Genomic DNA, 16,375 nt, shown 5'->3' with positions numbered 1-16,375 from the left:
GAAGCCTCAGGACTCCTTGACCGCGATGGTCTCCACCGTGTTCGCCACGTGCTCGAAGGCGTCGGCCGCCTCTTCCAGCACATCCACGACCTGCTTCAGCTTGAGCACCTCGATGGCGTCGTACTTGCCGTTGAAGAGGTGGGCGAGCAGCTTGCGGTGGATCTGGTCGGCCTGGTTCTCCAGCCGGTTGACCTCGATCCAGTACTCGGTGAGGTTGTCCATGGTGCGCAGGTTCGGCATCGCCTCGGCGGTCAGCTCCGCCGCCCGGGCCAGGACCTCGATCTGCTGCTCGACACCCTTGGGCAGTTCCTCGATGTTGTAGAGGACGACCAGGTCGACGGCCTCCTCCATGAAGTCCATGATGTCGTCGAGGGACGAGGCGAGGGAGTAGATGTCCTCACGGTCGAACGGCGTGATGAAGGAGGAGTTCAGCTGGTGGAAGATCGCGTGGGTGGCGTCGTCGCCGGCGTGCTCCGCTGCCCGCATCCGCTCCGCGATCTCGGCCCGGGCGGAAGGCTCCGCCCCGAGCAGTTCCATCAGGAGCTTGGAGCCCGTGACGATGTTGTCCGCGGACGCGGCGAACATGTCGTAGAAGCTCGTCTCCCTGGGGGTCAGACGAAATCGCACGTGAGGTCCTCGGGGTGCTGGGTTTCGGTCAGGCTGATGCTAGGCGCATCATCCGGCCACGGCTAACCGGCGTCCTCTCAGTGTCGCCCATCAGGCACAGTGATCTGCACGAGGCCCCCGCCCCCTATCGGCGGGGATCGGTACCATATACCCACGAGGGGTATACACCCCCTTATCTGGACAACGGGAGGACGCGATGACGACCACCGAGGCGGACCAGGTCACCCCCGAGGCCGTCGAATCCGTCGAGCCGGCCGACCACGCCCACGGGGTGCACGGCTACCACAAGCAGAAGGACGAACACCTCAAGCGGCTGCGGCGGATCGAGGGGCAGATCCGCGGTCTCCAGCGGATGGTCGACGAGGACGTCTACTGCATCGACATACTCACCCAGGTCTCGGCCTCCACGAAGGCGCTGCAGTCCTTCGCCCTCCAGCTCCTGGAGGAGCACCTGCGGCACTGCGTGGCCGACGCCGCCGCCCACGGCGGCGACCTCGACGCGAAGGTCGAGGAGGCCACCAAGGCGATCGGCCGGATGCTCCGCACCTGAGCCGGACCTCGCCCGACGGCTGCCGGAGCCGACGGGAGCGGTCAGACAGGCTCTAGCGGCCGGCCGGTTCGACCCGGAGTACCTCGTCGATCAGGTCGGCGCTGAGCCGTTCCCCGTCCGCGGCCGAGGCGGCGATGATCAGTTCGCCGCACAGCTCTATCTCGGCGAGGGCGACGCGGTCGGGGTCAGCGGTCACGGTTGCGGTACCGGGCGGAGCCACGCGCCTTCACCTCTTCCTGCCGGAGTCGGTGTCCCAGCGTAGGGATCGCGCCACGGACGGCGCATGACACGGACGGACCATTTGGCGATGGTCCGAACCACGCGGCGTCCGGGCGGGGGCCTCAGACCTCGACCTTGCCCGCGTAGATGTCCCGCCCGTCCGGCAGGGTGACCACGACCCGCGCCCCGAAGCCGTACAGCAGCGTCGTCGAGGAGACGGCGACCGTGCGCCCCTGGTTGCCGAAACTGAACCGGTGCCGGACCTTCCGCAGCCGGCCGTCGCCGTCGAGGTACGCGTCAAAGGGCACCGCGTCGGTGGTGAACCCTTTCGCCGCCGCGGCGAGCGCGCCCCTCAGCTGCGGCGCGGCGGCCTTCGCGGCCGCCCCGAGGTCGGAGACCCCCCGGTAGTGGCGCACCTTCACCCCGGCGAGCTCGGTCTCCCCCACGTACGTCACCTCCCGCGCCCCGCGCAGCAGCTCGGCCGCCGCGCCCGGGTCGGTGGCCCCGCCGGTGACCAGGTTGCCGTCGTCGAGGGTGGTGGTGTCGACCCGCACCCACTTGTCGGCGGGGACGCCGGCGCCGCGGTTCTTCATGTAGAGGGCGCCGGGGGTGAGCAGCTCGGTGATCGGCCGGTGCGCGCTGGTGCCGGCCGCGTCCTTGGGGAGCACCACCTGGAGGTGGCCGGTGCGGCGCCGGAAGTCGTAGCCGCCCTCGCCGCGGATGGTGACGCGGGTCCCGCCGGCCGCCATCTCCATCGCGGTCGACGCCTTGGCGGTGCCGGCCCGGACGAGGGCGTCGGCGGCCCCCCGGACGGCGCCGGCCGGATCCGGCCGCGGCTCGGGTTCCTCGGCGGCGCCGCAGCCGGTGACCGCCGCGGCGACCAGGGACGCGGTGACGGCGAGCGCCCCGCCGCCGAGCCCGCGCGGACGCGCGTACCGCTGCACCACCATCGCCCGTCGACCCCCAAGAAGCCTGGATTCCCGATGCGGATAACGACGGCACGGGCGAGCCGTCACGCGCAGTACGGTGGGGGCGTGCATGAGCAGCCCGCGACCGGTCCGCACCACACGACGACGCAGGAGCGGGGCTCCTTCGCGCTGGCCCGCTGCAGCTGCGGCTGGTCGGGCCCGGCCCGCCGCTCCCGGGACCGCGCCCGTACCGACGCCGCCGAGCACGCGGCCGCCGCGCGCCACCAGGAGGTCACGCCCTAGGCCGCGAGGCCCTTGCCGTCCCGGCCGTCCTCGGCGGCTCCGCCGAGGCGGGGTTCGGGGATGCCGAAGGTCTCGGTGCGGGCGGCGGCGAGGGTGTCGGCCCGGCGTGAGCGGACCAGCCACGCGCCCCGGCGCGACCGCGCGACGGCGGAGACCAGCGGGGTGAGCAGCGCCATCGTCAGCGGGGCGAGGAGCAGGGCGACGGCGGTGCCGAGGGCGAAGCCGCCGATGACGTCGGTGGGGTAGTGGACGCCCATGTAGACGCGGGCGAAGCCCTCGGCGAGGGCGAGGCCGATGGCGGCGAGGCCGAAGCGGCGGTGGGCGACGAAGAGGGCGACGGCGATCGCCATCGCCATGGTGGCGTGGTCGCTGACGAAGGAGTAGTCGGTCTTCCCCTCGACCAGGACCTCCAGGCCGTCGTGGTCCTCGAACGGGCGGGGCCGCTCGACGAAGCCGCGGATGGGGATGTTGACGAGGAGGGCGACGCCGGCCGCGAGCGGGGCCCAGACGATGCCGGCGACGGCCGAGACGGAGTCCGCGAGGGTGCCGCGGCGCCGGACGCTCCACCAGCACCAGAGCACGACCAGGACCATCGCGAGCATGATCCCGTACTCGCCGGTGAACTCCATGACCCGGTCGAACCACGGGGGAGCGTCCTTGGCCAGCCCGTTGATGTCGTACAGCAGGCCGACATCGGGACTCGAACCGTCCGATGCGAGTTCAGCCATCTGCCGCGGCCCCTTGCTCTCGATTGCTGGTTGCCAACCCCCGTGGTCAGACGTGGTCGGAGTCTTCGGTCGGTGGAACGATCCCGCTGAGGCACGCGTTCCGCCGACACCCGTGGATCATGATGACGTTACCGAAGAGTGACGCTTCCCCGCAGCTCAGGGCCTGTGCCTGACGGAGAGTTCCGGCCAGTCGGCCCGTCAGTTCACGCGGGGGTCCCGGCGGGACGGGTGGGCAGGGCGGCGGCGCCGTCCTTCGTGACCCTCGTCGCCCCGAAGTAGTCGGGCGTGTCGATCCGGGTGAAGCGGATCACCGCGCCCGTCCTCGGCGCGTCGATCATGTAGCCGCCGCCCACGTAGATGCCGACGTGACGGATCGCCCGCGAGTTCGTCAGGTCGTCGGAGAAGAAGACCAGGTCGCCGGGGAGCAGCTCGTCGCGGCGCGGGTGCGGACCCGCGTTGTACTGGTCGTTCGCCACGCGCGGCAGCTCGATCCCGACCTCTTGGTAGGCCGCCTGCGTCAGGCCCGAGCAGTCGAAGCGCCCGCCCTGCGCCGCCGTGCCCGTGCCGCCCCACAGGTACGGGGTGCCCAGCTTGCCCTGGGCGAAGTGGATCGCGCCGGCCGCCTGCTGCGAGGGCGCCACCCGGCCCTGCGGGCGGGCGAAGCTCTTCTCCAGGGACCGGATGATCCGCACGTAGTTCCGCGTCTCGCTGTACGGCGGGACGCCCCGGTTCTCGATGACCGCGTAGGGGCCGGCGTTGTACGCCGCCAGCATGTTGCTGGTCGGGTCGCCCGGCACGCTCTTCACGTCCTTCGCCAGCGCGCAGTCGTACGAGGCGGCCGACGGGATCGCGTCCTTCGGGTCCCAGATGTCCCGGTCGCCGTCGCCGTCCCCGTCGATGCCGTGGCTCGCCCACGTGCCGGGGATGAACTGCGCGATGCCCCGCGCCTGGGCCGGCGACACCGCCCGCGGGTTCCAGCCGCTCTCCTGGTACAGCTGCGCCGCGAGGAGCGCCGGGTTGATGGCCGGGCAGAGGTTGCCCCACTTCTGCACGAGCCCCTGGTACATGGCCGGCACCGCGCCCTTGGCGAGCGCCACCGTGCCGGTCGCCGCCGTGCCCGCGCCGCCGAGGAATCCGGCCGCCGCCGCGTACGTACCGACCAGCAGCAGGGCCAGGAAGCCGGCACAGAGCCCGAAGGCCCCGCCGGTCAGCAGCCACGCCTTGCCCGCCCTACGCACCGTCAACCACCCCTCGGTCCCTGGCAGTACGCCCCGGAGCCCAGTCTAGGCGGGACGCTCCCCCTTGGGGACGGCGCGTGTCCGACGCGGCCCCAAGAGTGCAACAACGACAATCATTGCCCGGAGTCACCCCCCGTGATACACAGAGTGACCATACGCGTCTTCGTATCGAATCCGGTCGAACCACCGCAGGTCAAGACGGTCAGACCGGTCAAGTGTGCGGGGATCGGGTAAAGAGAGCCGCCAAGCCGTCACACGCGAGCGGTTTCATCAGCGAAGATAGTGGCGATGACCCATGCCGTCCGGCAGGGGTGACCAACGACCCGACAGGGGCGGTGAGTTCTATGTACCTGGCGGCCGAGAAGGGCGACATCACCACCATCATCGGTGGAATCGCCCCGAACTGGGGCCCTTTCGGGGGCCTCGGCGCCGAAGCCAAGATCATGATCGAGGTCGTGATGGCCGTGGCCATCCTCCTCTGCCTCGGCATCGCCATCTGGGGCGCGGCCAAACAGCGCATCGGCGCGACCGCGCTCCGCGACACGTTCAGCGCCGAGCAGGGCAAGGGCCTGATCGTCGCCGGTCTCACCGGCGTCTTCATCATCGGCTCCCTCGGAACCCTCTTCACCATCGTCTACGGAATGGCGATCTGACCGCGCGTCGCCTGACGCGCGGTCATCCAGCACCACTGTCGTACCCGCGAACGAACGAGGGGGCGTACCCGGCATGAGTCCCGGCGACGAGCACGACGGCTACGGCGGCTCGGGCCAGACCCGTACCCGCCTGCCCGAGGGCAACACCGGTGACGTCCACGGCGGCACCCGACGCCCGGCCCGCGGCTCCCGCTCCCTGCTCACGGGCGTGGGCGTCGTCGTGCTGCTCGTCGCCGCCATCGCCTTCGCCAACCGCGGCGGCGGCGACCCGGCCGGCTCGTCCCCCTCCTCCGGCACCCCCGGCAAGGCCGGCGCCACCGCCCCCACCGGCACCCGCCCGGTCACCGGCACCAACGGCACCGTCCCCACCGGCTTCGCCCACGACGAACAGGGCGCCCAGAGCGCCGCCGCCAACTACGCCACGGCCCTCGGCTCCACCGACATGTACCAGAAGGGCCCCCGCGAGGCCCTGATCCGCGCGGTCTACGCCCCGGAGGTGGCCGACGCCCGCGTCGCCGACCTCGGCAAGGGGTACGGCGACAAGGCGCTCCTGGGCCGCATGGGCCTCCAGCCGGACGGCACCGCCCCCCAGGGGCTCACCTTCGTCGCCCGGACCATCCCCGTGGGGACGAAGGTGGAGTCCTACAGCCAGGAGCGGGCGACGGTCTCCGTCTGGCACTCGTACCTCTTCGGCCTCGCCGGCGAGGAGTCGAAGAACCCGGTCTCCGAAGCCTGGTACACGAAGACCTACGAGCTCCTCTGGACCGCCGGCGACTGGAAGATCGTCGACGTCCGCCAGAAGGACGGACCGGTCCCGGTCGGCCGGGACCAGCGGGCCTCCTCCGCCCAGGACATGGCGGACGCCGTCGAACAGTTCGGAGGCTTCACCTATGCCCGGTAGGCCCGCCCTCCTCGCCCGCGCCACCGCCGTCCTGGGCGCCGCCCAGGCGGGCGTCGTCCTCTTCGCGGGCCGCGCCCTCGCCGACCCCACCCCGACGCCCTCGGGCACGCCGTCGGGCACTCCCTCGGGCACTCCCGCACCGAGCAACAGCACCAATCCGTGCGAGCTGCTCAGCGACACCGCCCGGGACTACTGCGAGGGGCAGGGAACCGGCGGCACCGGCGGCGGAGGCTCCTCCACCGGCACCGTCAACGACCCGGCGAACGCCCTCGACCCCCTCTCCTCCCTCGCCCGAGGCTGCGCCGACGCCGCCGTAGCCGTCGTCGACTACCTCTCCAAGGCCGTGAAGGAGACCGCCGAGGTCGACTTCACCAACACCGAGTTCCTCTCCCGCTACGCCGTCGTCTTCGCCGCCGCCACCTTCCTCACCGTCCTCCTCTGGCTGCTCGCCGTCGCCAAGCGCGCCATGCGCGGCGTCCCGCTCACCACCGCGCTCTCCGAGGCCGTCGGCTTCCTCTGGCTGACCGTCCTCGCCTCCGCCTTCACCCCGCTGATCCTCTACACCGTCGTCAACGCCACCGACGCCATCACCGAGGTCATCGCCTCCGGCACCGGCCAGCAGACCGACGTGTTCTTCGGCGCGTTCAAGCAGGCCCTCCAGAAGGGCGACAGCATCAGCGGCGGACCGATCATGCTGATCATCGTCAGCCTGGTCACCGTCCTCGCCGCCGGCGTCCTCTACCTGGAACTCTTCCTCCGCGCCGTGCTCCTCTACGTCGGCGCCCTCCTCGGCGTCGTCGTCTACTCCGGCCTCGTCGACAAGAACATGTGGGGCCACGTCCGCCGCTGGGCCGGCATCATGATCGCCGTCATCCTGGTCAAGCCGATCATCGTCATCGTCCTCGGCCTCGCCGGCGCCCTCTCCTCCGGCACCGGACCCGACTCCTTCTCCGCCGTCGTCTCCGGCCTCGCGATCATCCTGCTCGCCATCTTCGCCTCCGCGATGATCTACCGCTTCGTGCCCGGCTTCGGCGACGAGATCGTCGCCTCCCGCAACAACCGCCTCCACCGCGCCGGGGAGAACGCGGCCGCCGCCGTCATCTCCTCCCCCGCCTCCCTCGTCTCCCAGGGCATCAAGACCCACAGCACCCGCGACAACGGCGCCGGCGGCGGCCAGACCGCCTCCTCCGCCGCCCCCCGCCCCGCGAACCAGCTCTCCGGCGGCGTCGCCGCCCACAGCAGCCGCACCCCCCAGGGCAACAGCGCCACACCCCCGCCCCGCAGCGGCAACCCCACCGCCGGAACCCCGCACAGCAACCGCAAGAACTCTGGAGGTGCAGGGCGTTGACGACCCAGTCCCAGCCGGTCACGCCCCGCCGTACGTATCTCATCGGCCGCGCCCGGCCGAACGCGATCGTCGGCAAGAACCGCGAGACCGGCGAGATCGCCCTGATCGTCGCCGGCGCCTTCCTCGGCATGATGAGCGGGCTCCTCATCCCCCTCCTCCCCCTGCGGATCGCGCTCCTCGCCGGCCTGCCCATGCTCGCGATCGCCGCCGTGTACCTCCCGTACAAGCAGCGCACGTTCTACAAGTGGTTCGAGATCAACCGCAGCTACAAGCGGATGCTCAAGCGCGGCACCGCCTACCGCTCCGCCGCCGCCGAGTCCGGCACCCGCCTCGACGGCCGCGAGGTCGAGGTCGGCCCGCCGCCCGGCATCGGCCGCGTCAGCTGGCTCTCCGCCCCCTTCGGCCCCGACGAGATCGCCGTCCTCCTCCACGCCGACCGCCGCACCGTCACCGCCGCCATCGAGATCGAGGGCCCCGGCGTCGGCCTGCGCGACTCCGAGGACCAGGAAGCCCTCGTCGACCGCTTCGGCACCCTCCTCAAGCACGTCGCCAACGGAGACGGCTTCGTCACCCGCCTCCAGATGCTCGCCCGCACCCTCCCCGCCGACCCCGACGCCCACGCCAAGGACGTCGCCCAGCGCGGCGACCCGACCGCGCCCGGCTGGCTCCAGGAGTCCTACGACCAGCTCCAGTCCATGGTCTCCACCTCCAGCGAGCAGCACCGCGCCTACCTCGTCGCCTGCATGCACTACACCCGCGACCTCGCCGCCGAGGCCAACGCCATGGCCCACGCCACCCGGCACGCCACCGGCGCCCGCCGCCTCGACCGCGACGGCGGCCTCGCCGTCGTCATGGCCCGCGAACTCACCGACATCTGCGCCCGCCTCACCGAGGCCGACATCCGGGTCCGCCAGCCCCTCGGCCAGTCCCGGCTCGCCTCCCTGGTCCACTCCATGTACGACCCGGACCACCCGATCGACCACATCCAGGCCATGACGAAACGAAACGCTTGGCCCGCCGAACTCGACGCCATGGAAGCCACCTACCTCCAGGCCAAGACCCGCGAGTCCTCCACCCGCGCCCCCTGGTGCCACGCCACCGCCTGGGTCAAGGAGTGGCCGATGACCCCGGTCGGCGTCAACTTCCTCGCCCCCCTCCTCGTCCACACCCCCGACGTCATCCGCACCGTCGCCGTCACCATGGACCTCGAACCCACCGAGGTCGCCATCGAGCGCATGCTCACCGAGAAGACCAACGACGAGGCCGAGGCATCCCGCCAGGCCAAGATGAACCGCACCGTCGACCCCCGCGACATCGCCGCCCACGGCCGGCTCGACCAGCGGGGTGAAGATCTCGCCAGCGGCGCGGCAGGCGTCAACCTCGTCGGGTACATCACCGTATCGGCGCGCTCGCCCGAGGCCCTGGCCCGCGACAAGCGCACCATCAGGGCCTCCGCCGGCAAGTCGTACCTCAAGCTGGAGTGGTGCGACCGCGAGCACCACCGGGCCTTTGTGAACACCCTGCCGTTCGCGACCGGCATCCGCCGCTAAGGCCGAAGGGGCACCGACCGATGCGAGACCCGCTGACCGTCCTCACCGACGCCTTCACCTCCTTCGTCCTCGGCAAGGTGGAGACCACCCGCCTGCCCGTCCGCACCTCCACCGGACAGGCCCAGGCCGTCTACCTGCCGACCGCCGCCCCCGGCCTCGGCGACTCCGGCGTGATCATCGGCCGCGAGGTCTACAGCGGCAAGGGCTACGTCTACGACCCCTTCCAGCTGTACGGTCAGCAGCTCCCCGCCCCCCACTGGCTCGTCCTCGGCGAATCCGGCAACGGCAAGTCCGCCCTCGAGAAGACGTACGTGCTCCGCCAGCTCCGCTTCCGCGACCGGCAGGTCGTCGTCCTCGACGCCCAGGGCGAGGACGGCGTCGGCGAATGGAACCTCATCGCCCAGGAGCTGGGGATAACCCCCATCCGCCTGGACCCCATGGTCGCCAACGACTCCGGGATCCGCCTCAACCCGCTCGACCCCGCCATCACCACCACCGGCCAGCTCGCCCTGCTGCGCACCATCATCGAGGTGGCGATGGGCCACGGCCTCGACGAGCGCTCCGGCTTCGCCCTCAAGGTCGCCCACGCCCACGTCAACGAGCACATCACCGAACGCCAGCCGATCCTCACCGACATCGTCGAGCGACTGCGCCACCCCGAGGCCGAGTCGGCCGAGGCGATGAACGTCGACATAGACGACGTACGGGCCTGGGGCCTCGACGTGGCCCTGGTGCTCGACCGCCTCGTCGACGGCGACCTGCGCGGCATGTTCGACGGCCCGACCACGGTCGGCATCGACCTCGACGCGCCCCTGATCGTCTTCGACCTCTCCCACATCGACCGCAACTCCATCGCCATGCCCATCCTCATGGCGATCGTCGGCGTGTGGCTGGAACACACCTGGATCCGCCCCGACCGGAAGAAGCGCATCTTCCTCGTCGAGGAGGCATGGCACATCATCAACAGCCCCTTCGTGGCCCAGCTGTTCCAGCGCCTGCTCAAGTTCGGCCGCCGCCTCGGCCTGAGTTTCGTCGCGGTCGTCCACCACCTCTCCGACGTCGTCGACGGCGCGGCGGCCAAGGAAGCGGCGGCGATCCTCAAGATGGCCTCCACCCGGACCGTTTACGCCCAGAAGGCCGACGAGGCCCGCAACACCGGCCGCGTCCTCGGCCTGCCCCGCTGGGCCGTCGAGATCATCCCGACCCTCACCCCCGGCATCGCCGTCTGGGACGTCAACGGCAACGTGCAGGTGGTCAAACACCTCATCACCGAACGGGAACGCCCGCTCGTCTACACCGACCGCGCCATGACCGAGTCCTCAGGCCCCGCCGACCCCGAACTGGAGTGGGAGACCGAGCAGCGCGCGCTCCTGATGGAGCGACAGATGAACGACAACCCCCGGTCGACGGTGGCGTGACGTGACGGAGGCACGGCAGAGGCAAGGCGGCGGCGGGGTCTCGGACGGGTTCCTGATCGGGCTGTTCGCCCTGATCCTCAGCCTGTCCCTGCTCGTCTGGTCCGCCACCGGACTGGCCGGGTTCCTCGCCCACGGCGCCTGGCCGGACGGGGTCGAGCTCACCCGCACCCCGCCGGCCCTCCGCGCCCTGGTGATCGCCCCCACCGACCTGGCGGCGGCCTGGCCGGACACCCCGCCCGGCCAGCTCTCCGGCTACGGCCTCTTCTGGGGCCTGGTCATCGGCCAGGCGATGATCCTCGCCGTCCTCGCCGTCTTCCTCCTCGGCACCTTCGCCCGCTGGCGCGCCGTCCGCGCCCACCGCAAGGCGCGCACGCACGCCGGCCCCGCCCGCCACCCGGAGCAGCCCGAGCCCGCCCCCGTACCCATACAGAAGACCGCACCGCCGGCGGCACGGGACCCGGAACCACACCCCTCCCCGGTCTCCGCACAGAACCCGGAACCGCACCCCGCGCCCATCACGACACAGCACCCCGAGCCGCACCCCGCCCCGGACCCCGAACCCACGACTCCGCGCCCGGGGTCCGCCCCCACCGTCTACGGCCCGCCCGAGACCCGCCGCCCCCTCGCCATACAGGCCGTCCGCGACGCCGAGGGCCCCGTCCTCGTGGTCACCTCCGACCCCGCCGTCTGGGCGGACACCAAGGACGTCCGCGGCAAACTCGGCCCGGTCCTCGTCTACGACCCCGGCCACCTCTGCGACACCCCGGCCCGCCTCCACTGGTCCCCCGCCGAAGGCTGCGCCGACCCGGACACCGCCCAGGCCCGCGCCGCCGCCCTGCTCGCCCCGGTCCGCCCGACCGCCCGCCTCGACGCGGCCACCGCCACCACCGCCGAAACGCTCCTGCGCTGCTGGCTGCACGCCGCCGCGGTCGACGGCCGCCCCTTCCGCCAGGTCCACCGCTGGGCCCAGGGCACCGACGCCCACGAGCCGGTACGCATCCTCCGCGGCCACCCCAAGGCCGCCTCCGGCCTCGCCGGCCTCCTCGAAGCCGCGCTCACCGCCCACCCGGAGAGCCGCCGCCTGGCCCAGGAACTGACGGCCCGCGCCTTCTCCGCCTTCTCCGCGGTCCACATCCGCGAAGCCTGCACCCCGAATCGAACGGATTCGCTGGCCCTGGCATCTTTCCTCGAAGAAGGGGGCACCCTCTACGTGGTGGGTGAACCGATCGAGGATCCGCGCACCCACCCGGGCGCGATGCCCCTCCTCACCGCGCTCGCGTCGCACGTGGTCGAGCACGGCCGCCGCATGGCCGCACGGTCATCCGACGGTCGGCTCGACCCACCACTCACCCTGGTCCTCGAAGACGTCGCCGCCGTCGCCCCGCTCCCGGACCTCCCCGCCCTCCTCACGGACGGCGCCGCCAGGGGATTCCCCACCCTGGCCCTGATGCGCTCCCCCGAGCAGTCCCGCACCCGCTGGCCCGAGCCGACGGGACGTCACGTCTAGACCGCGGGCAGCAGCTCGTACTCGTCCTCGTACGCGCCCGTGTCACCCGGCATCGGCACCCTCTCGCCCGACGGCGTGAAGCCGAAGCGGCGGTAGAAGGCGGCGGCCCGCGCGTTCTCCTCGTGGACGTACAGACGCACCCGGCGCACCCCGTCCACCGTCCACGACCACTCCACGGCCGCCCGGAACAGCGCGTCGATCACCCCGCCGCCGCGCGCCTCGGGCCGCACGTAGACGCCCACCAGGTGCGTCTGGTCCACCTTCGCCGGCTCCCCGAACCGCACCTCGTCCGACGGCCGTTCGACGAGCACCGTCACCGTGCCCAGCCAGCGCCCGTCCGGCGCCTCGGCGACGAACTGCCGCACCCGGCCCTCGCCCGTCGCCGCCGCTGCCGCCGTCCGCTCCCGCCAGAAGTCGTCCGGACGCGCCACCGCGTCCTCGTGGGTCTCCAGGAAGGCGAGGTGCGCGACGGGGTCGAGCAGCGCGGCGAGCCGCAGCTCGCGCGCCTTCTCCCACTCGTCGGCCAGGACGGTACGGATCGCGTAGGTCATGCCCGGCATCCTCGCCGCCCACCGCCCCCGCCCACAAGGGAGATTCGCAGCTCAGCGCCGTGCCGTCGTACCCCGGTACGACACCGCCCGGCCGACTGCCGACCACGGTCGGACGATCGGCCCCGCCGTCCTTCGTAGCGTCGACCGCATGATCCGAGCAGAGCGACTCACCAAGCGGTACGGCGACCGGACCGTCGTCCGGGACCTCTCGTTCACCGTCCGCCCCGGCACCGTCACCGGCTTCCTCGGCCCCAACGGCGCCGGAAAGTCCACCACTTTGCGCATGATCCTCGGCCTCGACGCCCCGACCCGCGGCACCGCCACCGTCGACGGCCGCTCGTACGCCGCCCACCCGGCGCCCCTCACCCAGGTCGGCGCCCTCCTCGACGCCCGCTCCTTCCACCCGGGCCGCTCCGCCTTCCACCACCTCATGGCCCTCGCCCACACCCACGGCATCCCGCGGGCCCGCGTCGAGCACGTCCTCGGCGTCACCGGGCTCGCCGACGCCGCCGGCCGCCGCGTGAAGGGGTTCTCGCTCGGCATGGGCCAGCGCCTCGGCATCGCCGCCGCCCTCCTCGGCGACCCCGCCACCGTCGTCCTCGACGAACCCGTCAACGGCCTCGACCCGGAGGGCGTCCGCTGGGTCCGCACCCTCCTCACCACCCTCGCCGCCGAAGGCCGTACGGTCCTCGTCTCCTCCCACCTGATGAGCGAGATGGCCCTGACCGCCGACCGGCTCGTCGTCATCGGCAAGGGCCGGCTCCTCGCCGACACCACCGTCGCCGACCTGGTCCGCGACGCGGGCACGGCCTCCGTCCTCGTCGTCACCCCGCACGCCGACCGTCTCCGCGCCCTCCTCCCGGCAGCGGCCCACACCACCGCCGAGGCCCCCGGCACCCTCCGCGTCACCGGCGTCGACGCCCCCGCGATCGGCCGGGTCGCCGCCGCGCACGCGGTCGAACTCCACGCCCTCACCCCCGAGACCGCCTCCCTGGAGCAGGCGTTCATGGACCTCACCCACGACTCCGTCGAGTACCAGGGAGCAGCCGCATGACCCCGACCACGCCCGCCCCCGCCCCGTACGGGATCACCCTCCCCCGGGTCCTGCGCTCCGAGTGGCACAAGCTGTGGACGCTCCGCTCCACCTGGGTCAGCGCCCTCTCCGCCGTCGTCCTCGTCCTCGGCGTCGGCGTCCTCATGGGCACCACGTACACCTCGGACGGAGGCGACTCCGACGTCGACACCGTCGTCCTCACCCTCTACGGCTCGCAGCTGGGCGGCATCGCCCTCGCCGTCCTCGGCATCCTCGTCACCGCCGGCGAGTACTCCTCCGGCCTCGCCCGCGCCACCTTCACCGCCGTCCCCGCCCGTCTGCCGGTGCTGTGGGCGAAGGCGGCGGTCCTCGGCGCCACGGTCCTCGCGCTCGCCCTCGTCACCAACCTGACGACCTTCCTCACCGCCCAGGTCTTCCTCGGCGACACCGACCAGGCCGCCGCGCTCACCGACGACGGCGTCCTCGGCGCCCTCGCGGGCAACGCCGCGGGGCTGGCCCTGCTCGCCCTCCTCGCCCTGGGCCTGGGCGCCGCCCTCCGCTCGGTGCCGGGCGCGCTGGGCGCGTTCATCGGCGGCGTCCTGGTCCTTCCGGAGGTCATCGGGATGCTTCCGTACGACGCCGTGGACACCGCGCTGCGCTACTTCCCCACCCAGGCGGCCGGCGTCCTCGGTTCGGCGACGCCGCTGCCCGACGCCCCTTCGGCCGGCGCCGCCCTGCTCGCCCTCGTGCTGTGGGCGGCGGCGGCGCTGGCGGTCCCGGCGTTCCTGCTCCGCCGCCAGGACGTACGGGGATGATGACGGGGTGACGACGGAGACGACGGCGCCCAGCCGGTACACGCACCAGCTGATCACCCGCGTCCGCGCGGCCGACGCGGCCCGCCCGTGGCTCTGGGACGGCGCGCTGACGGCCACGTGGACGATGGCGGCCCTGGTGGACGCGGCGGGCGGCTGGCGGAACGTGGCCCGGGACCCGTCCCTGCCCGTCGGCCTGGTCGTCGCGCTCAGCCTCGCCCTCTCCCTCCCCTTGTACGCGCGCCGCCGCCATCCGACGACGGTCCTGGCCGTGATGACGGCGGCGACCTTCGTCAGCGAGGTGTCGGGCGCCTTTCTCCAGGCCGGGTTCCTCCAGGTCTTCCCGCTGTTCCACATCGCCCTGAGCCGTCCGCCCCGCCGTCTTCTGTGGGCCTTCGTCCTGCTCCTGGTCCCGCTCGTGACGGGCGCGCTCCGCTTCGACGGCGCCGCGTGGCACATCCACGTCACGTCGGCGCTGTGGGCGTACGTGTTCGTCGCCCTGGCCGGCATCACGCTCCGTTCCCGCCGCGACCACACCACGAGCCTCGTGGAGCGTGCCCGCCGTCTGGAGGTCGAGCGGGACCAGGAGGTCCGGCTCGCGGCCGCCGCCGAGCGGGCCCGTATCGCCCGCGAGATGCACGACATCATCGGCCACAACCTGTCGGTGATCACCGGGCTCGCGGACGGCGGCCGGTACGCGGCGGCGAAGAGCCCCGAGCGGGCCGCGCAGGCCCTGGACGCCATCGGTACGACGAGCCGGCAGGCTCTGGGCGAGCTCCGCCGCCTCCTCGGTGTCCTGTCCGTCTCCGACGACGCCGCCCCGGCCGCCGCCCGCACTCCCCAGCCGACGCTGGCGGACCTGGACTCCCTCCTCGAAGGCGTACGGAAGGCGGGTCTGCCGGTCGCGGCGGAGCTGCCGTCCCCGCTTCCGTCCCTGCCGCCGGGCGCCCAGCTGACGGTGTACCGCGTGGTCCAGGAGTCCCTGACGAACACCCTCAAGCACGCGGGCCCGGGGGCCGGGGCCACCGTCCGTGTCGTGACCGCCCCGGATGCCGTCCTGGTCTCCGTCACCGACACGGGCACGCCGTCCGCCACCCCCGGCCAGGGCCAGGGCCTCACCGGAATGCGCGAGCGCGCGGCGCTCTACGACGGCACACTCGACTGCGGCCCCCTGCCGTCCGGCACGGGCTGGCAGGTACGGCTCCGCATCCCCACCGCCCCGGAGGAACACCGCTCGTGACGACCGTTCTGATCGCCGACGACCAGCCGATGCAGCGCTTCGGTTTCCGCATGCTCCTGGAGAGCCAGGACGACATGACGGTCGTGGGGGAGGCCGCGAACGGCACCGAGGCCGTCCGCCAGGTCGCCGACCACCATCCGGACGTGGTCCTGATGGACATCCGCATGCCCGGCCTGGACGGTATCGAGGCCACGCGCCGGATCATCGCCGCGGGCGCCCGCACCCGCGTCCTCATCATCACGACGTTCGACCTGGACGAGTACGCGTACGACGGGCTCCGCGCCGGCGCGAGCGGCTTCCTGGTGAAGGACGCCCAGCCGGAGGAGCTCCTGGCCGGCGTCCGCGCGGTGGCCGCGGGCGACGCGGTGGTGGCCCCGAGCCTCACCCGGCGCCTCCTGGACACGTACATCCACCATCTGCCGCCGTCGCCGTCGTCCACGGCGGTGCCACCGCGGCAGGACCCCCGCCTGTCGGGCCTCACCGAACGCGAGCACGAGATCCTCACCGTCATCGGCCAGGGCTGGACCAACACGGAGATCGCCGAGCGCCTCCACCTCGCGGAGTCCACGGTGAAGACGCATGTGGGCCGCATCCTGGCGAAGACGGGAGCGAGGGACCGCGTCCAGGCGGTGATCCTGGCCTACGACACCGGCCTGGTGAAGCCGGCGTAGGTATCCGGTGTAGGGGGCGGGGGCCCCTGAAACGCAGAAAAGCCCCGCACCATAAGGTGCGGGGCTTTCCCACAATGATTGTTCGGCGGCGTCCTACTCTCCCACAGGGTCCCCCCTG

The 16,375-nt window shown here is 72.4% G+C and carries 18 protein-coding genes; 12 read left to right on the top strand and 6 right to left on the bottom strand.

What is annotated here, in order from left to right:
• Positions 1–6: 6 nt before the first annotated feature.
• Positions 7–627 (bottom strand): DUF47 domain-containing protein, encoded by a 621-nt coding sequence (locus tag ACIGHB_RS33520; protein ID WP_030495503.1) that lies wholly within the window; start codon positions 625–627, stop codon positions 7–9.
• A gap of 196 nt (positions 628–823) precedes the next feature.
• On the opposite strand from ACIGHB_RS33520, the gene ACIGHB_RS33515 reads away from it, so the two are divergent.
• The gene (locus tag ACIGHB_RS33515) at positions 824–1,177 is read left to right on the top strand and encodes a metal-sensitive transcriptional regulator (RefSeq protein ID WP_229883913.1); all 354 of its coding nucleotides are present in this window, start codon (positions 824–826) and stop codon (positions 1,175–1,177) included.
• Positions 1,178–1,229: 52 nt separating this feature from the next.
• Here the strand turns inward: ACIGHB_RS33515 and ACIGHB_RS33510 are convergent, their stop codons facing one another.
• Both ACIGHB_RS33510 and ACIGHB_RS33505 read right to left on the bottom strand, forming a co-directional pair.
• Positions 1,230–1,373: a hypothetical protein gene (locus tag ACIGHB_RS33510; RefSeq protein WP_360308526.1), complete on the bottom strand. Its 144-nt coding sequence runs from the start codon at positions 1,371–1,373 to the stop codon at positions 1,230–1,232.
• 145 nt (positions 1,374–1,518) lie between these two features.
• Positions 1,519–2,346 carry a hypothetical protein gene (locus ACIGHB_RS33505; RefSeq protein ID WP_399918550.1) on the bottom strand — a complete coding sequence of 276 codons (828 nt, stop codon included), beginning with the start codon at positions 2,344–2,346 and terminating at the stop codon, positions 1,519–1,521.
• An 84-nt stretch (positions 2,347–2,430) separates the two neighbouring features.
• On the opposite strand from ACIGHB_RS33505, the gene ACIGHB_RS33500 reads away from it, so the two are divergent.
• Positions 2,431–2,607 (top strand): hypothetical protein, encoded by a 177-nt coding sequence (locus ACIGHB_RS33500; protein ID WP_399918548.1) that lies wholly within the window; start codon positions 2,431–2,433, stop codon positions 2,605–2,607.
• Here ACIGHB_RS33500 and ACIGHB_RS33495 read toward each other — a convergent pair.
• Positions 2,604–3,335, bottom strand: a complete 732-nt coding sequence (locus ACIGHB_RS33495) for a phosphatase PAP2 family protein (RefSeq protein WP_399918546.1) — start codon at positions 3,333–3,335, stop codon at positions 2,604–2,606. The genes ACIGHB_RS33500 and ACIGHB_RS33495 overlap by 4 nt on opposite strands.
• A gap of 203 nt (positions 3,336–3,538) precedes the next feature.
• Positions 3,539–4,579 (bottom strand): NlpC/P60 family protein, encoded by a 1,041-nt coding sequence (locus ACIGHB_RS33490; RefSeq protein ID WP_399918544.1) that lies wholly within the window; start codon positions 4,577–4,579, stop codon positions 3,539–3,541.
• Positions 4,580–4,917: 338 nt separating this feature from the next.
• Here ACIGHB_RS33490 and ACIGHB_RS33485 point away from each other — a divergent pair, with 338 nt between their 5' ends.
• The 6 genes from ACIGHB_RS33485 (at position 4,918) to ACIGHB_RS33460 (ending at position 11,950) form a co-directional block, all read left to right on the top strand.
• Positions 4,918–5,226 (top strand): hypothetical protein, encoded by a 309-nt coding sequence (locus tag ACIGHB_RS33485; RefSeq protein ID WP_189951126.1) that lies wholly within the window; start codon positions 4,918–4,920, stop codon positions 5,224–5,226.
• A gap of 73 nt (positions 5,227–5,299) precedes the next feature.
• Entirely contained in the window at positions 5,300–6,127 is an 828-nt protein-coding gene (locus ACIGHB_RS33480) for a hypothetical protein (protein WP_399918542.1), read from the top strand.
• Complete coding sequence (locus tag ACIGHB_RS33475) at positions 6,117–7,475, top strand: hypothetical protein (RefSeq protein ID WP_399918541.1); 1,359 nt, start codon at positions 6,117–6,119, stop codon at positions 7,473–7,475. Before ACIGHB_RS33480 ends, ACIGHB_RS33475 begins: the two co-directional genes overlap by 11 nt.
• Complete coding sequence (locus ACIGHB_RS33470) at positions 7,472–9,025, top strand: SCO6880 family protein (RefSeq protein WP_360308125.1); 1,554 nt, start codon at positions 7,472–7,474, stop codon at positions 9,023–9,025. The genes ACIGHB_RS33475 and ACIGHB_RS33470 overlap by 4 nt, the downstream gene beginning before the upstream one ends.
• Before the next feature lie 20 nt (positions 9,026–9,045).
• Positions 9,046–10,443, top strand: coding sequence for an ATP-binding protein (locus ACIGHB_RS33465; RefSeq protein WP_360308122.1), 1,398 nt, complete (start codon positions 9,046–9,048; stop codon positions 10,441–10,443).
• Position 10,444: 1 nt separating this feature from the next.
• Complete coding sequence (locus ACIGHB_RS33460; RefSeq protein WP_399918538.1) at positions 10,445–11,950, top strand: type VI secretion protein; 1,506 nt, start codon at positions 10,445–10,447, stop codon at positions 11,948–11,950.
• On the opposite strand, the gene ACIGHB_RS33455 is transcribed toward ACIGHB_RS33460, so the two are convergent.
• Positions 11,947–12,501 (bottom strand): GNAT family N-acetyltransferase, encoded by a 555-nt coding sequence (locus ACIGHB_RS33455; protein ID WP_399918536.1) that lies wholly within the window; start codon positions 12,499–12,501, stop codon positions 11,947–11,949. The two genes, ACIGHB_RS33460 and ACIGHB_RS33455, sit on opposite strands and share 4 nt — an antisense overlap.
• Positions 12,502–12,649: 148 nt before the next feature.
• Here ACIGHB_RS33455 and ACIGHB_RS33450 point away from each other — a divergent pair, with 148 nt between their 5' ends.
• Genes ACIGHB_RS33450 through ACIGHB_RS33435 form a run of 4 tightly spaced genes read left to right on the top strand, consistent with a single transcriptional unit; the run spans position 12,650 to position 16,257 of the window.
• A complete protein-coding gene (locus tag ACIGHB_RS33450; RefSeq protein WP_399918533.1) occupies positions 12,650–13,555 on the top strand; it encodes an ABC transporter ATP-binding protein in 906 nt (301 codons plus the stop codon).
• Positions 13,552–14,349, top strand: coding sequence for an ABC transporter permease (locus ACIGHB_RS33445; RefSeq protein ID WP_360308110.1), 798 nt, complete (start codon positions 13,552–13,554; stop codon positions 14,347–14,349). Before ACIGHB_RS33450 ends, ACIGHB_RS33445 begins: the two co-directional genes overlap by 4 nt.
• A 7-nt stretch (positions 14,350–14,356) precedes the next feature.
• Positions 14,357–15,586, top strand: coding sequence for a sensor histidine kinase (locus ACIGHB_RS33440; protein ID WP_399918531.1), 1,230 nt, complete (start codon positions 14,357–14,359; stop codon positions 15,584–15,586).
• Entirely contained in the window at positions 15,583–16,257 is a 675-nt protein-coding gene (locus ACIGHB_RS33435) for a response regulator (RefSeq protein WP_399918529.1), read from the top strand. Before ACIGHB_RS33440 ends, ACIGHB_RS33435 begins: the two co-directional genes overlap by 4 nt.
• The last annotated feature ends 118 nt before the right edge of the window (positions 16,258–16,375 follow it).

Origin of the sequence: Streptomyces sp. NPDC085460, from assembly GCF_044541975.1 — a bacterium.
Lineage (GTDB): Bacteria > Actinomycetota > Actinomycetes > Streptomycetales > Streptomycetaceae > Streptomyces.
Note: the sequence above shows the minus strand (reverse complement) of the source record. Positions and strands in the feature narration are given on the sequence as shown.

What these genes read in the sequence shown, in the direction of transcription:
- ACIGHB_RS33465 (WP_360308122.1), top strand. Translation starts at nt 9,046, where the DNA reads ATGCGAGACCCGCTGACCGTCCTCACCGACGCCTTCACCTCCTTCGTC.
- ACIGHB_RS33505 (WP_399918550.1), bottom strand. Translation starts at nt 2,346, where the DNA reads ATGGTGGTGCAGCGGTACGCGCGTCCGCGCGGGCTCGGCGGCGGGGCG.
- ACIGHB_RS33445 (WP_360308110.1), top strand. Translation starts at nt 13,552, where the DNA reads ATGACCCCGACCACGCCCGCCCCCGCCCCGTACGGGATCACCCTCCCC.
- ACIGHB_RS33455 (WP_399918536.1), bottom strand. Translation starts at nt 12,501, where the DNA reads ATGACCTACGCGATCCGTACCGTCCTGGCCGACGAGTGGGAGAAGGCG.
- ACIGHB_RS33475 (WP_399918541.1), top strand. Translation starts at nt 6,117, where the DNA reads ATGCCCGGTAGGCCCGCCCTCCTCGCCCGCGCCACCGCCGTCCTGGGC.
- ACIGHB_RS33515 (WP_229883913.1), top strand. Translation starts at nt 824, where the DNA reads ATGACGACCACCGAGGCGGACCAGGTCACCCCCGAGGCCGTCGAATCC.
- ACIGHB_RS33495 (WP_399918546.1), bottom strand. Translation starts at nt 3,335, where the DNA reads ATGGCTGAACTCGCATCGGACGGTTCGAGTCCCGATGTCGGCCTGCTG.
- ACIGHB_RS33485 (WP_189951126.1), top strand. Translation starts at nt 4,918, where the DNA reads ATGTACCTGGCGGCCGAGAAGGGCGACATCACCACCATCATCGGTGGA.
- ACIGHB_RS33480 (WP_399918542.1), top strand. Translation starts at nt 5,300, where the DNA reads ATGAGTCCCGGCGACGAGCACGACGGCTACGGCGGCTCGGGCCAGACC.
- ACIGHB_RS33450 (WP_399918533.1), top strand. Translation starts at nt 12,650, where the DNA reads ATGATCCGAGCAGAGCGACTCACCAAGCGGTACGGCGACCGGACCGTC.